1 protein-coding gene is annotated in these 17,027 nt (G+C 75.4%); it reads right to left on the reverse strand.

The features are described from left to right. Positions 1–41: 41 nt before the first annotated feature. A complete protein-coding gene (locus ACGF12_RS09225) occupies positions 42–17,018 on the reverse strand; it encodes a type I polyketide synthase (protein ID WP_393027503.1) in 16,977 nt (5,658 codons plus the stop codon). Positions 17,019–17,027 lie beyond the last annotated feature (9 nt).

Below are 17,027 nucleotides of genomic sequence, written 5' to 3' on the forward strand. Positions count from 1 at the left end.
GCGGGTCGCTCGGTGGTGCGGGTCGGTCGGTGGTGCGTGGGTCACTCGGTGGTGCCGAGGGCGCGCTGCACCAGGCCTGCGATGTCCATCGCGTCGATCAGGTCGAGGTCGTCCCCGGCCTGCGGCTGTGCCGGGTCGGCGGCCGCCCCGGAGTCGGGGCCGTCCTCGGGTGCGGCGAGCGCGAGCAGGGTGTCCAGTACCCCTGCCTCCCGGAACCGGGCGAGCGGGACCTGCGCGAGTGCCCGCCGCAGGTCCTCCTCCCGGCCGTCCGGGAGTTCGCCGGCCGGCTCGGTCAGCAGCTCCGAGCGGAGGTAGCCGACCAGGGCGCCGGGTGTCGGGTAGTCGAAGATCAGCGTGGCGGGCAGCCTCAGGCCGGTGGCCACGTGCAGGCTGTTGCGCAGGTTGATGGCGGCGAGCGAGTCGAAACCGACCTCCTGGAAGGCCTGCTGCGCCCCGATGCTCTCCCCGCTGCTGTGGCCCAGGACGGTCGCCGCCTGCCCGCACACCAGCCGGAGCAGGATGCGGTTCTGCTCGGCCTCCGGGACGTCCCGCAGCGAGTCCGACAGCGAGGCGGCGGTGCCGGTGTCCTCGGTGTCGGGCTGGGCGGCACGCAGCGCGGCCGCGGCCTCCGGCAGGTCGGCGAGCAGCGGGCTGACCCGCGCCGAGGTGAACGCCGGAACGAACGCCGCCCAGTCCATGTCCACCACCGTGACGGCCTTCTCCCGGGCCTCGACGGCCTGTTCGAGGGCGGCCGTGGCGAGCTGCGCGGCCATCGGCAGCACGCCGCGGCGGCGCAGCTGGGTGAGGGTCTCCTGGTCCATGCCGGTGCCGACCTCGTCCAGCGCACCCCAGGCGATCGAGGTGGCGGCCAGGCCACGGCCGCGCCGGCGCTCCACCAGGGCGTCGAGCACGGCGTTGGCCGAACCCGAAACGCCCTGCCCGCCACCGCCCCAGATACCGGCGATGGAGGAGAAGACGACGAACGCGTCGAGCGGGCCGTCCGGGTCGGCGAACCGCTCGTCGAGCCAGGCGGCGGTCTCCACCTTCGCGGCGAACACCTCGGCGAGGTCGGCGAGGCCGGTGTCGGCGACGCTGCTGGTCCAGCTGGTGTCGGCGGCGTGCACGACGGCCGTGACCGGCTGGTCCGCCGGGGCCCGGTCGATCAGCCGGGCCAGTTCGGCCCGGTCGCCGTCCGCGCACCAGTCGACGGTGGTGGCCAGCCCGTCGGCCGCGAGCGTGGCACGCAGGGTGTCCACGGCGTCGGCGGGTGCGGGCGCGGTGGTGGTGACGATCAGGTGCTGGGCGCCGGACCGGGCCAGCCAGAGCGAGGCGTGCCGGCCGAGCGCCTCCGCGCCGCCGGTGACCAGCACGGTGCCGCTGGGCTGCCAGCCGCTGGTGCTCGGTTCGGGTGCGGGCTTGCGGGTGAGCCGGCGGCTGTAGACGCCGGAGCGGCGGACGGCGAGCTGGTCGTCGTCGTTGGCGCCGTTCAGCACGCCCACCAGGTACTGGGCGGTCCGGGCGTCGGCGGTCGCGGCCGGCAGGTCGACCAGGCCGCCCCAGCGGTCCGGGTGTTCGAGCGCGGCCGCCCGGCCCAGGCCCCAGACTGCGGCGGCGCCGGGCGCCGTGACGCTGTCCTGGACGCCGGTGTTGACGGCGCCCCGGGTCAGGCACCAGAGGGGTCCGTCCACCGCGGCGTCGCCGAGGGCCTGGACCAGGGCGAGGGTCTGCGCGGTGAGTGCGGGGGCGGCGGCCGCGTCGGCCGCCTGCTCGGTGACGGCCAGCAGCGATAGCACCCCGGTCGGGGCGTGCTCGGACCGGGCCTCGGCCAGCCGTTCGGCCAGTCCCGCGCGGGTCGGCTCGGCGGGCGCCGACTCCAGCGGCACCACGTCCAGGCCCTGCGCGGTGAGCGCCGCGAGCAGCTGGCCCGCCGGGGAGCCGGCGGCCTCGGCCGAGGCGCCGGCCGGGAGGACGGCGAGCCAGCGGCCCGCGGGCACTCCGGCCGCCTCGCGCTCCAGCGGCCGCCAGGTCACGCCGTAGCGCAGCCGTTCGGCGCTGGAGCGCTGCCGCTGCTTGCCGCGCCAGTCCGCGAGGACGGGCACCACCGTGCGCAGCGCCTCCCGCAGGCCTGCCGAGTCGGGCGCGAGGAGCCCGGCGAGCGAGTCGGCGTCGGCCTGCTCGACCGCGGTCCAGAAGTCGGCGTCCGCTCCCTCGGCGGCCGCGCTGCCGTCCTCGGTGCCCTCGGCCTCCTGGAGCCAGTAGTGCCGGCGCTCGAAGGCGTAGGTGGGCAGGTCGACATGGCCGGCGGTCGGCAGTACGGCCGACCAGTCGACCGGGACGCCGCGCACGAACAGCTCGGCGATCGAGGCAAGCAGCCGGCGCAGTCCACCGTCCTCGCGGCGCAGTGAACCGGAGACGACGACCGACGTTCCGTCGATTCCGTCCGCGACCTCGCTGACCGGCTGCACCAGCACCGGGTGGGCACTGGACTCCACGAACACCCCGAAGCCCTGGGCCGCCAGCTCCGCTATGGCAGCGCCGAATCCGACCCGGCCGCGCAGGTTGCGGTACCAGTAGCCGCCGTCCAGCACACCGGCGTCCCGGACCCACTCGCCGAGCAGGGTGGAGAAGAACGGCACCTGCGGCGCCGCAGCGGCAACCCCCGCCAGCGCCTCGCCCAACTCCTGCTCCACCAGCTCGACATGGCGGGTGTGCGAGGCATAGTCCACCGCGATCCGGCGCACCCGGACACCCTCGGCGCTCCAGGCCTCGACCAGTTCGTCCAGCGCCTCGGCGTCACCGGCCACCACCACCGAGGACGGGCTGTTCACGGCCGCGATCTCGACCCGGCCACCCCAACGCTCCAGCCGCTCGGTCAGCTGATCCTCCGCCAAAGCGACCGAGGCCATGCCGCCACGACCCGCCAGCCCACGGGCAATCACCTGACTCCGTACCGCAACCACCCGCGCAGCGTCCGCCAGGGACAGCGCCCCGGCCACGCAGGCCGCCGCGATCTCGCCCTGCGAGTGACCCACCACCGCATCCGGCACCACACCCACCGACTGCCACACAGCCGCCAGGCCCACCATCACCGCGAAGCTCGCCGGCTGCACGACGTCCACCCGCTCCAGCAACTCCGCCGGGGCCTCGCCACGCAGCACCTCGATCAGCGACCAGTCGACCCACGGCGCCAACGCCGCCGCACACTCCGCGATCCGCTCCGCGAACACCGGCGAGGAGTCCAGCAGTTCACGACCCATCCCGACCCACTGCGACCCCTGCCCCGGGAACACCAGCACCGTACGCCCCGCTGCGGCCGAACCCGACTGCCCTCCGGCCGCCACGGCCGGGTGGGAGTCGCCCCTGGCCACCGCGCGGAGCCCCGCCACCGCCTCGTCCCGCGAGCCCGCCACCACCACCGCACGCTCACCCAGCACCGCACGTCCGGCCACCAGCGCGGCCGCCACCAGCGGCAGCGGGGCCCGGTCCGCCTCCGCGAAGGCGGCCAGCCGCTCGGCCTGCGCGACCAGCGAACCCGCGCTCTTCGCCGACACCACCAGCGGCACCACACCGTCCACGGCGGGCACCTCGGGAGCCTCGACCTCCGGCGCCTGCTCCAGGATCACGTGCGCGTTCGTCCCGCTCGCACCGAAGGAGGAGACGGCGGCCCGGCGCGGCCGCCCGTCGGCCGGCCACTCCCGCGCCTCGGTCAGCAGCTCGACGGCGCCGGCCGTCCAGTCCACCTGCGGGGTCGGGGTGTCGACGTGCAGGGTGGCCGGCATGACGCCGTGCCGCATCGCCTGCACCATCTTGATGACGCCCGCGACACCGGCCGCGGCCTGGGTGTGACCGATGTTCGACTTCAACGAGCCCAGCCACAGCGGCCGCTCGGCGGGCCGCTGCTGACCGTAGGTCGCCAGCAGCGCCTGCACCTCGATGGGGTCGCCCAGTGAGGTGCCGGTGCCGTGGCCCTCCACCACGTCCACGTCAGCCGGGGTGAGTCCGGCGTCGGCCAGCGCGCGGCGGATCACCCGCTGCTGCGAGGGCCCGTTGGGCGCGGTCAGGCCGTTGGAGGCGCCGTCCTGGTTGACGGCGCTGCCGCGCAGCACGGCGAGGATCCGGCGCCCGTTGCGCTGGGCCTCGGAGAGCCGCTCCAGCAGCACCACGCCCACGCCCTCGGCCCAGCCCGTGCCGTCGGCGGTCGAGGAGTAGGCCTTGCACCGGCCGTCGGCGGAGAGGCCGCGCTGGCGGGCGAACTCCACGAAGGCGTCGGGGCTGGCCATCACGGTCGCGCCGCCGGCCAGCGCCAGCGAGCACTCGCCGCGCCGCAGCGCCTGGGCCGCGAGGTGCATGGCCACCAGCGAGGAGGAGCAGGCCGTGTCCACGGTCACCGCCGGGCCCTCGAACCCGAACACGTACGACACCCGGCCCGAGGCCACGCTGGACGAGGTACCGGTCATCACGTAGCCCTGGACGTCGTCCGGCACCTGCCGCAGCCGGGTGACGTAGTCGTGGTGCACGATGCCGGTGAAGACGCCGATGTCCTGGCCTCGGGTGGCGAGCGGATTGAGGCCCGCGCGCTCCAGCGCCTCCCAGGAGGTCTCCAGCAGCAGCCGCTGCTGCGGGTCCATGGCGAGCGCCTCGCGCGGCGAGATCCCGAAGAACCCGGCGTCGAACTGCGCCGCATCGTGCAGGAATCCGCCGACCCGGGTGTAGGTGGTGCCGGGGTGGGCCGGGTCCGGGTGGTAGAGCTTGTCCACGTCCCAGTCCCGGTCCTGGGGGAAGCCGGAGAGCGCGTCGCGCTGCTCGGCCACCAGGTTCCACAGCTCTTCGGGGGTGCTCACACCGCCGGGCAGCCGGGTGCTCATGGCGATGATGGCGATCGGCTCGTCCGGGTCGGCCTTGCGTTGCGGCGACGGGTCACCCATGGCTGCCTCGTCGCCGAGGAGTTCGGTGCGCAGATGGCCGACCAGGGCGGCCGGGGTCGGGTAGTCGAACACCAGGCTGCTGGGCAGGCTCATGCCGGTGAAGTCGTGCAGCCGGTTGCGCAGCCGGACGGCGCTCAGCGAGTCGAAGCCGAGGTCCCGGAAGGACTGGCTCTCGGCCAGCGCCCCGGTGTCGGTGTGGCCGAGCACCACGGCGGCGCTCTCCTGCACCAACTCCATGAGCAGGAGCAGCTGTTCGGTCTCGCCGAGGGCGGCGAGCCGGTCGGCCAGCGGGTTGCTCCCAACGGTCGGGCGGCCGACCGCGCGCCGGACCAGCGGCCCGGCGGCGGTGTCGGCAGCATCGGCGCGGGCGGGCTCGACGGGGGCGGCGGCCTCCGCCGGGCCGGCCGTGGCGAGCTGACTGAGCGTCAGCGGTCCCAGCGCGGCGACCGGTTCGCCGGTCTGGTCGGCGAGCTCCACGAAGTGGCGGCCGCCTTCGACGGGCGTGACCCGCATCCGCAGTGCGACGGCGCCCTCGGCGTAGACGGCGAGGTCGGCGCAGGCGGTCAGCTCGAACCCGGCGGCGGATTCGCCGGTGCGGGCGGCGAGCAGCCGCAGCACGCGGTCGACCAGCACCGGGTGGAGCGCGAACGCCTCGGCGCTGTCGCCGAGTTCGGCGGGCAGCGCGAGGTCGGCGAAGAGCCGGCCGTCGTGCTCCAGCAGGCCGTCGCCGGCCGCCGCGGTGTCCGGGCGGTCCCGCAGGTCGAAGGCGGGGTGGGGCAGGCCGGGACGGAGCAGGGCCCCGGCGTGCCGGGTCCAGCCGCCGTCCGGCGCGGCCTCGTCCGCCCGGTGCGCCCTGCTGTGCACGGCGACCCGGCGCAGCCCGTCGGCACCCGGGGTCTCGACCCGGACCCGGAGCTGCAGGTGGCCGTGCTCGGGCACGGTGAGCGGCGCGTCGACGGCGATCTGCTCGACGGCGCCGCTGCCCGCCTCGGTGCCGGCGTGCACCAGCAGGTCGAGCAGCAGGGCGGCGGAGGCGGTCCCGGTGGCGGGGTCGATCAGGCCGCCGAGCTTCTCCAGCGCACCCCGGTCGATCCGCCCGGTGAGCACCACCTGCGTGCCGTCGTGCCCGCCGGGCAGTTCGACGGCCGTGCCGAGCAGCGGGTGGCCGGTGCTGCGGGCGCCGAGCGCCTCCGCGTCCACGGCCGAGGGCTCGACGTCGACCCAGAAGCGCTGGTGCTGGAAGGCGTAGGTGGGCAGTTCGGTGCCGACGGCCTCGGCCGGGGCGCCGAGCACGGCGGTCCAGTCGATCTGCGCGGCACCGCGCACGTGCAGTTCGGCGAGTGCGGTGAGCACGGCGGCCGACTCGGAGCCGTCCTGGCGCAGGGTGGCGACGCAGCCGCGGTGGTCGGGGCCGAGCGTGCCGAGGGCCAGCGCGGTCAGCGCGCCGCCGGGCCCGATCTCCAGGAAGGCGCCGACGCCCTGTTCGCGCAGCGCGGTGACCGCGTCGGCGAACCGCACGGTTCCGCGCACCTGGTCGGCCCAGTACTCGGGGGTGCCGAACCGGCCCTGCTCGGCGGGTCCGCCGGTCAGGGTGGACACCACGGGGATGCCGGCCGGCCGGGGCCGCAGGCCCGCGAGGGCAGTGCGGAACCCGTCGAGCATGGGCGCCATCAGCGGCGAGTGGAAGGCGTGACTGACAGCCAACCGCTTGGTTTTGCGACCGAGTTCGGCCAGCTGGGCGGCGGCGGTCAGCACGGCCGCCTCGGTACCGGAGAGCACCACGGAGTCGGGGCTGTTGACAGCGGCGATCGCCAGCTCGCCCTCGGCCGCGGCCAACAGCGGCGTGACCTCGGCCTCGCTCGCCTGGACCGCCACCATCGCGCCGCCCTCAGGCAGGGCCTGCATCAACCGGGCGCGGTGGGCGACCAGTCGGCCCGCCTCCGCGAGGTCCAGCAGGCCGGCCGCGTGGGCGGCCGCGATCTCGCCGACCGAGTGCCCGGCGACCAGGTCGGGGCGCACGCCCCAGGAGCCGAGCAGCTCGAACAGCGCGGTCTCCAGGGCGAACAGGCCGGCCTGGGTGTAGAGGGTGCGGTCGAGCAGCGCGGCCTCGTCGCTCCCCGGCTCGGCGAACACCACCTCGCGCAGCGGCCGCACCGGCTCGCCGTCCAACCGGGCTTCGGCCAGGTGGAGTTCGACGGCCGCGCAGGCGGCGGCGAAGGCCTCCCGGAACACCGGGTGGCGGTCGGCGAGTTCCCGGCCCATGCCGGCCCACTGGCTGCCCTGGCCGGTGAAGAGGAAGGCCAGCTTGCCCTCCTGGGGCGTGCCGGTCACGGCGGCTGCGGTGGGCGTGCCGGTGGCGAGGTCGCGCAGCCCGTCGGCGAGTTGCTGCCGGTCGGCGGCGAGCACCACGGCCCGGTGGTCGAGCCGGGCCCGGCCGGTGGCCAGGGCGTGGGCGGTGTCGGCCAGCGGGAGTTCGGGGCGGGCTTCGAGGAACCGGGCGAGCCGCTCGGCCTGCCCGCGCAGGGCGGTCGCGGTCCGGGCCGACAACGGGACCGGGAAAACGGCCGGGTCCTGCGGAAGCGCAAGCGGAGCTGACGGCTCGTCAATCGGTGAGGAGTGGGTAGACGGCCCGTCAACCTGCGCGGAATCCACCGCCGGCGCCTGCTGGATCACCACGTGGGCGTTGGTGCCGCCGATGCCGAAGGAGGAGATCCCGGCGCGGCGTGGGTGCCCGCTCTCCGGCCACTCCCGGGCCTCGGTGAGGAGTTCCACCGCGCCCGCCGACCAGTCCACCTGGCTGGACGGCCGGTCCACGTGCAGCGTCCGGGGCAGCACGCCGTGCCTGATCGCCATGACCATCTTGATGATCCCGGCGACACCGGCGGCCGCCTGGGTGTGGCCGATGTTGGACTTCACCGAGCCGAGCCAGAGCGGGTGCTCGGGGTCGCGGTCCCGGCCGTAGGTCGCCAGCAGCGCCTGCGCCTCGATCGGGTCGCCCAGCACGGTGCCCGTGCCGTGCGCCTCCACCGCGTCCACCTCCGCGGCGGACAGGCCGGCGTCGGCGAGCGCCCGGCGGATCACCCGCTGCTGGGAGAGCCCGTTCGGCGCGGTGAGCCCGTTGGACGCGCCGTCCTGGTTGACGGCCGAGCCGCTGACCACCGCGAGCACCTGGTGGCCGTTGCGGCGGGCGTCCGAGAGCCGCTCAACCAGCAGCACGCCGACGCCCTCGGACCAGCCGGTGCCGTCCGCCGCGTCCGCGAAGGCCTTGCAGCGGCCGTCCTGGGAGAGGCCGCGCTGCCGGGAGAACTCGACGAAGGTCTCCAGGTTGCCCATCACCATCACGCCGCCGACCAGAGCCATCGAGCACTCGCCTTGCCGCAGCGCCCGGGTCGCCAGGTGCAGCGCGACCAGCGAGGAGGAGCAGGCCGTGTCGATCGTGATGGCCGGGCCCTCGAAGCCGAACTGGTAGGCGATCCGGCCGGAGAGCACGCTGCCGGAGTTGCCGGTCAGCCGGAAGCCCTCGACGCCGGAGGCGTGGTGCGTGCGCACCGTGTAGTCCTGGCTGTTGACGCCGACGAAAACGCCGACGTCCTGGCCGCCGAGCCCGCTCGGGTCGATCGCGGCGCGCTCCAGGGCCTCCCAGGAGGTCTCCAGGAGCAGCCGCTGCTGCGGGTCCATGGCGAGCGCCTCGCGCGGCGAGATCCCGAAGAACGCGGCGTCGAACCCGGTCGCGTCGGCGAGGAAACCGCCGTGCCGCACATAGGTCTTGCCGGTGCTGTCCGGGTCGGCGTCGTAGTGCCGGTCGATGTCCCAACCCCGGTCCGCGGGGAACTCGCCGACGGCATCGACGCCGTCGGCCACCAGCCGCCACAGGTCCTCGGGGCCGGCCACGCCGCCGGGGAACCGGCAGGCCATCGAGACGATCGCGATCGGGTCGTCGGCGCCGGCCGCCGGGCGCGGCGGAGCCTGGTCCGCGGCGCGGCCCGCGGACTCCGCCGCCCCGAAGAACCGCTCGCGCAGGTGCTCGGCGAGCGCCACCGGCTTCGGGTAGTCGAAGACCAGGGTGGCGGAGAGGGTGAGCCCGGTCGCGGCGGCGAGCCGATTGCGCAGCTCGACGGCGGTCAGCGAGTCGAACCCGGCGTCCTTGAACGCGCGGTCGGCCCGGACCGCCTCGGCCGTCGCGTGGCCCAGCACCTGGGCAGCGCTCGACCGCACCAGCTCCACCAGCGCGTCGGTCCGCTGCCGGCTGCCCAGCTGCTCCAGGCGCTCGCGCAGGGCGCCGGTCCGGGCGGCCTGCGCGGGGTTGGCGGTGCGCCGGGGCACGGGGGCAAGGCCGCGCAGCAGGGGCGCCACGGGTGCCCCGGAGCGGGCGGCGGCGCGCAGGGCGGGCAGGTCGAACCGGGCGGCGACCAGGGCGGCGGCGCTCTCGCCGTCCGCGTGCTCGGCACGCAGGGCCGTGTCGAGGATCGCCGTCCCCTCGGCGGCGGTCAGCCCGACCATGCCGAGGCGTCGGGTGCGCTGCAGGTCGGCGGCACCGAGATGCCGGGTCATGCCGCTGACCTCGCTCCAGTAGCCCCAGGCGAGCGAGACGCCCGGCAGGCCGAGCCGGCGGCGGTGCACGGCGAGCGCGTCCAACGCGGCGTTGGCCGCCGCGTAGTTGCCCTGGCCGGGATTGCCGAGCACGCCGGCGGCCGAGGAGAACAGCACGAAGGCGGCGAGGTCCGCGTCCCGGGTCAGCTCGTGCAGGTGCAGCGCGGCATCCAGCTTCGGCCGCAGCACGGTGTCGACCCGCTCGGCGCTCAGCACGGTGACCACCCCGTCGTCGAGCACGCCGGCAGTGTGCACGACGGCGGTCAGCGGATGCGTGGTCGGCACGGTGGCGAGCAGCGCCGCGACGGCGTCCCGGTCGGCCACGTCGCACGCGGCGACGGTGACGGTGGCGCCCAGCGCGGTCAGTTCCTCGCGCAGCTCGGTCGCGCCTTCGGCGTCCGGGCCCTTCCGGCTGACCAGCAGCAGGTGGCGGGCGCCGTACGCGTCAACCAGGTGACGGGCCGTCAGGGCGCCGAGCGTCCCGCTGCCGCCGGTGATCAGCACCGTTCCCTCGGGATCGAGTTCCCCGCGCGGCCCGTCCGGCACGGCGGCGCGGACCAGCCGCGGGACGGAGACCGCCCCGCCGCGCACCCGCACCCGCGGCTCACCGGCAGCGCTCGCCGCGGCGACCGCGACCAGCAGCGCCTCGTCGTCGGCCTGGTCGCACTCGACCAGCGTGATCCGGTCCGGGTGTTCCGACTGGGCCGAGCGCAGCAGGCCCGCGACGGCCGCCTCGGCGAGGTCCTCGGGGTCCCCGGAGAGCGTGACCACCAGCCGGGTGGACGCCAACTCGGGCTCGGCCAGCCAGGCCTGCAGCACCGCGAGCGCGGCGGCGACCGCCCCGCGCGGGTCGCCGGGGGCCCGCTCGGCCCGGTACCGCACCAGGTCCGGCGGACTCGCGCCGGCCGCAGCGAGCTCGGACAGCTCGGCGGCGGCCGCGACCTCGGCGACGGTCAGCTCCGACTCGCGCTCGGCCGTAGGAAGTTCGACCCAGTCCACGCGGAACAGGCCGTCCCGGCCGGCCTCCTCGGCGAGCCCCGCACCGGCGGGCGAGAACGGCTCGGCGAGCACCGCGTGCACGGTCAGCACGGGCGCGCCGGTGCCGTCGGCCAGCTCAAGCCGGGTGGTGTCGTCCGCCGTGCGCACCGAGCGCACCCGGACGGCGGCGGCACCGGCGGCCAGTAGGGTCACGCCCTGCCAGCGGGTGGCAGCCGTGCCTTCGGGGACGGCCGCGCGGACCGCCGCGTCCAGCAGCGCCGGGTGCAGGCCGTAGCGGTCGGCGTCGCCGAGCGCCTCGTCCAGCGCGACCTCGGCCTCGGTGGCCGGCCGGTCGGCGGCGGCCACGCCGCTCGGGGCGGCCACGACAGTCAGGGTGCCGGTCGCGTGGCGGGTCCACTCGGCGTCCAGCGCCGAGTTCTCCGCCCGCGAGTACACCTCGATCGAGCGCCGACCGTGTCCGTCGGGCTCGCCGACGGACGCCTGGACGACCCTGCTGCCGCGCAGCGGCAGCACCACGGGCCGGTCGACGGTCAGCTCCTCCAGGACCGGGCTGCCGACCTCGTCGCCGAGCCGGACGGCCAGCTCGACCAGCGCCGCGCTCGGCACGATGACGGCGCTGCCGACGGCGTACTCGGCCAGCCACGGGTGCGTGCGCACGGACCAGCGGGAGGTGGTCAGGAAACCGCCGGGATCCGGCCGGCCGATCAGCGCGCCGATCAGCGGGTGGTCGGCCGCGGCCTGGCCCAGCGAGGCCGCATCCGTCTCGGGCGCGGTCTGCAGCCAGTAGTGCTGGTGGTCGAAGGCGTAGGTCGGCAGGTCCAGGTGCCCGTCGGTGGCGCCGACCGGCAGGACGGCCGACCAGTCGACCGGGACGCCGCGCACGAACAGCTCGGCCATCGAGGCGAGCAGCCGGCGCGGGCCGCCGTCGTCCCGGCGCAGCGAGCCGGAGACGACGACCGACGCTCCGTCGATTCCGTCCGCGACCTCGCTGACCGGCTGCACCAGCACCGGGTGGGCACTGGACTCCACGAACACCCCGAAGCCCTGGGCCGCCAGCTCCGCTATCGCAGCGCCGAATCCGACCCGGCCGCGCAGGTTGCGGTACCAGTAGCCCCCGTCCAGCACACCGGCGTCCCGGACCCACTCGCCGAGCAGCGTGGAGAAGAACGGCACCTGCGGCACCGCAGCGGCAACCCCCGCCAGCGCCTCACCCAACTCCTGCTCCACCGCCTCGACATGGCGGGTGTGCGAGGCATAGTCCACCGCGATCCGACGCACCCGGACACCCTCGGCGCCCCAGGCCTCGACCAGTTCGTCCAATGCCTCGGCGTCACCGGCCACCACCACCGAGGACGGGCTGTTCACAGCCGCGATCTCGACCCGGCCACCCCAACGCTCCAGGCGCTCGGTCAGCTGATCCTCCGCCAAAGCGACCGAGGCCATGCCGCCACGACCCGCCAGCCCACGGGCAATCACCTGGCTGCGCACCGCAACCACCCGCGCGGCATCCTCCAGCGAGAGCGCCCCGGCCACGTGGGCCGCCGCGATCTCGCCCTGCGAGTGACCCACCACCGCATCCGGCACCACACCCACCGACGCCCACACAGCCGCCAGGCCCACCATCACCGCGAAGCTCGCCGGCTGCACCACATCGACCCGCTCCAGCAACTCCGCCGGAGCATCGCCGCGCAGCACCTCGATCAGCGACCAGTCGATCCACGGCGCCAACGCCGCCGCACACTCCGCGATGCGCTCCGCGAACACCGGTGAGGAGTCCAGCAGTTCACGCCCCATACCGGCCCACTGCGACCCCTGACCGGGGAACACCAGCACGGTCCGGCCCTCAGCGGCCGCACCCGGTACGACCTCGCCACGAGCAACCGCGCGGAGCCCGGCCACCGCCTCGTCCCGCGAGCCCGCCACCACCACCGCACGCTCACCCAGCACCGCACGCCCGGCCATCAGCGCCCCTGCCGCCAGCGGCAACGCAGCCTCGTCCGCGGCCTCCACGAAGGCGGCCAGCCGCTCCGCCTGCCCGGCGAGCGACGCCGCGCTCTTCGCCGACACCACCAGCGGCACCACACCGTCCACGGCGGGCACCTCGGGAGCCTCGACCTCCGGCGCCTGCTCCAGGATCACGTGCGCGTTCGTGCCACTCACGCCGAACGACGACACACCCGCCCGGCGCGGCCGACCGACGGTCGACCACTCCTGACTCTCCGTCAGGAGTCGTACTGCGCCGGCCGTCCAGTCCACCTGCGAGGAGGGTGCGTCCACGTGCAGAGTGGCCGGCATGACGCCGCGCTGCAGCGCCTGCACCATCTTGATGACGCCCGCGACACCGGCCGCGGCCTGGGTGTGACCGATGTTCGACTTCAACGAGCCCAGCCACAGCGGCCGTTCGGCAGACCGCTCCTGACCGTAGGTGGCCAGCAGCGCCTGCGCCTCGATCGGGTCGCCCAGCACCGTCCCGGTGCCGTGGCCCTCCACCACGTCCACATCGGCCGTGGAGAGGCCCGCGTTGGCGAGCGCCCGGCGGATCACCCGCTGCTGTGCCGGACCGCTCGGCGCCGTCAGCCCGTTCGACGCACCGTCCTGGTTGACCGCCGAACCCCGCACCACCGCCAGTACCTTGTGGCCCTTGCGGCGCGCCTCCGAAAACCGCTCCAGCACCACCACGCCCGCGCCCTCGGCCCACCCCGTGCCGTCCGCAGCGTCCGCGTAGGACTTGCAGCGGCCGTCCGCCGCGAGCGCCCGCTGCCGCGAGAACTCGACGAACGTCCCCGGCGTGGCCATCACGGTGGCGCCACCGGCCAGCGCCAGCGAGCACTCGCCCTGCCGCAGCGCCTGGGCCGCCAGGTGCATGGCCACCAGCGAGGAGGAGCACGCGGTGTCGACCGTCACCGCCGGGCCCTCGAACCCGAACACGTACGACACCCGCCCGGAGGCCACGCTGGAGGCGGTGCCGGTGGCGACGAAGCCTTCGAGTTCGGCGGGAGCCGTGCCGGTCGGCCCGTACCCCTGGCCCATCAGGCCGGAGAAGACGCCGACGTCGCTGCCCTTCAGCGTGCCGGGGTCGATGCCCGCGCGCTCCAGGGCCTCCCAGGAGGTCTCCAGGAGCAACCGCTGCTGCGGGTCCATCGCCACCGCCTCGCGCGGCGAGACACCGAAGAAGGCGGCGTCGAACTCGCCTGCGCCGTCCAGGAATCCGCCCCGGTTGGCGTAGGAGGTGCCGGCCTTCTGCGGGTCCTCGTCGAAGAGGCCCTCCAGATCCCAGCCCCGGTCGGTCGGGAAGGCGGAGACCGCGTCCCGGCTCTCCGCGACCAGCCGCCACAGGTCCTCCGGGCTCGCCACCCCGCCCGGCAGCCGGCACGCCATGCCGACGATCGCGATCGGCTCGTCCGGATCGGCGAGTCGGCGCGACGGACCGTCAACTGCGGTGTCCAGGCCGAAGATACGGGCCAGCAGGTGGCCGGCGAGGGCCTCCGGGGTCGGGTGGTCGAAGGTCACAGTGGTGGGCAGGCGCAGACCGGTGCGCCCAGTCAGGCGGTTGCGCAGCCGCACCACGGCGAGCGAGCCGAGGCCGAGGTCGCGGAAGGCGCGCCCGCCCAGGACCGGCTCGGTGCTCGCGGGGGTGAGCACGGCGGCGGCCTGCTCGCAGACCAGGGCCGCGAGCTGGGCCAGTTGGGCGCGCTCGTCCAGGCCCGCGAGTCGGGCCCGCAGAGCGGCGGTGACTGTCTCGTCGGCCTCGGCGGCGGGCCCGGCGGCCGGCTGCTCGACCAGCCCGTCGAGCAGTGTGTCGAGCGGGGTCCGCTCCGGGTCGCCCGGGTCGGTCGCGGTCGGCCGGACGGCGAGCAGTGCCGTGGCGTCGGTGCGGACCAGCAGGTCGAAGGCGGCGGCCGCCTGCTCGGGTCCGGCGGTCGCGAGCTGGGCACCGGGCAGCCGGCGCTGCCGGCGGGTGCGGGCGACGGCCTCGGTGAGGGCGGCGTTGACGGCTGCGGCGGGGTCCTCGGGCACGGCGCCGAGGGTCGCGGCGGCGTCGGTCACCACGACGAACGAGGCGAGTTGCTGATCGTTGGTCAGTTCATCGAGCGTGCGGGCGAGTTCGTGGTCCGAGGCGGCGTGCACCACGGCTGTCACGGAGTGGCCCAGCCCGGCCAGCGCGGCCCGGAGCTTCCCGGGGTCGGTGCTGTCGGCGACCAGGTGGGTGGTCTCCGCGCCCTCTACTGTCAGCTCGTCGGCCGACGCACTCACCAGGACCAGGCGCCGGGTGCCGTGCGCGGCGACCAGGTGCCGGGCCAGGGCGGTGCCGGTGGCGGTGTCGGCGCCGGTGAGCAGCACGGTGCCGTCGAGTCCGGGTGCGGCCGGGTCCGGCCGGTCCACGACCGGCACGCGGACCAGCCGGAGGTGCAGCAACGCGCCGTCACGAAGCGCGACCTGGGGCAGCCCGGCAGCGGTGGCGGCCAGCACAGCGGCGGTTTGGGCGGCGTCCGCCGCGTGGGGGTCGAGATCCAGCAGGGCCAGGTTCTCGCCGTTCGCCTGCGCGGCCCGGGCCGCGCTCCAGAGCGCGAGCTGGGCCGGCTCGAGGGCGGCGTCCCGCTCGCCTGCGGCGACCGCTCCCCTGGTGAGGACGAGCAGCCGCGCCGTCGGGTGCGGCCGGACCGCCTCGGCCCACTCGGCCGCCGCATCCGCGCCCACGAGGACGGTCAGATCGGGTGCGGCCGCACCGTCGTCCAGGGCCGCCCGGAGGGCCGCAGGGTCCGGGTAGTGCCGCAGTTCGGCGATGCCCGCCGCGCGCAGGCCGGCGGCCAGTGCGTCGGTGGTCCCGGCCGGACCGGCCAGGCCCCACCGCAGGCCGTCCGCCACCGCTGCCGCGACCACGTCCGACGCCTCCGGCGCTTCCGGTACGGGGATCCACTCCGGCCGGTAGAGGCCGTCGTGGTGGCCGTCGGCCGCGTACCGCAGCCGGGCCGGCAGCTCGCCGAGCAGGCGGCGAATGATCTTCCCGGAGGGGGTCCGGGGGATACTGCCGGTCTCCAGGATCCGCTCGGGCAGCTTGTACGCGGAGAGCGCGCCGCGGCAGTGGTCGAGCAGCCGGGCGAGGTCGATGCCCTCGGGCCCGGGGACCACCCAGGCGACCGGGACCTCGCCGAGGGTGGCGTGCGGCCGGGCGGCGACTCCGGCGTCGGCCACGCCCTCGGCGGCGCGCAGCACGGACTCGATCTCGTCGGGGTGGATGTTCTCGCCGCCGCGGATGACCAGGTCCTTGAGGCGGCCGCAGATGGTGAAGTAGCCGTCCTCGTCGCGGCGGGCGAGGTCGCCGGTGTGGAACCAGCCGTCCCGCAGCGCCTGGGCGGTGGCCTCGGGGCTGTTGTGATAGCCGAGCATGACGTTGGGGCCGCTGACCCAGACCTCGCCCTCCTGCCCGGCGGGCTGCTCCTCGCCGGTGCGGGGGTCGACGATCCGCACGTCGACGCCGGGCACGGGCAGGCCGCAGGAGCCCTCGACGTGCTGACCGTCGGGCGGGTTGATGGTGATCGCGCCGCAGGTCTCGGTGCTGCCGTAGGCGTCCACCAGGGGCACGCCGAAGCTGCTCTCGAAGGAGCGGCGCAGCTCGGGTCCGGTGACGGCGCCGCCGACCAGGCCGATCCGCAGGTCGGGCAGGGCGAGGCCGGTGCGCCGGGCGGTGCTGACCAGGTGGTGGTAGGTGGTGGGGACGCCGGCCAGGAAGGTGGAGCGGTCCTCGCGCAGCGCGGTCAGGATGTCGTCGGCGGAGCTGCCGTCCATGATCCGGGCGGTGGCGCCGGACACGGTGACGGAGAGCACGCAGGCGATGTGCGAGAGGCTGTGGAAGAGCGGCAGCGGCCACAGCACCCGGTCGTGCTCGCTGAGCCCGGGCACGGGGATGTAGCAGTTGGCCACGGACCAGAGGCAGTTGCGCTGGGTGGAGAGCACGCCCTTGGGCCGGCCGGTGGTGCCGGAGGTGTAGAACATCCAGGCCACCTCGTCGAGTCCGAGGTCGTCGGGAGCCTGGGTGGCGGGCTCGGTGGTGGCGAGGTCCTGGTAGCGGGCGGTACCCGGGGCCGGTGTGCCCTCGGAGCCGGTGGCGATCACGGAAATGGTGTCCGAGGGCCGCCCGAGTAACTGCAGAAACGTTTCAGCACGCCCCGTGTCGGTGAAGGCGAACACCGCACCACTGTCGGCCAGCAGGTACTCCGTCTCGGCCGGGCCGGCCTGCGGGTTGACCGGCACGCCGACACCACCGGCCCGGACCACGGCCAGGTAGGCCTCCACCATCTCGACCGAGTTGCCGAGGCAGAGCGCGACGCGGTCGCCGCGCCGCACACCGAGACCGGTCAGGTGGCCGGCCAGCCTCCGCGTGCGGGCTTCGAGTTCTGCGTAGCTGACCGCGTTCCGGCCGTCCTGGAAAGCCGTCTTGTCCGGGAACCGGACAGCGTTCTCCCGCAGGACGACCGGGAGCGGGGCGATCACGTCGGGGCGCACCTTGCCGCG

The organism is Kitasatospora sp. NPDC048296, assembly GCF_043201815.1.
GTDB lineage: Bacteria > Actinomycetota > Actinomycetes > Streptomycetales > Streptomycetaceae > Kitasatospora.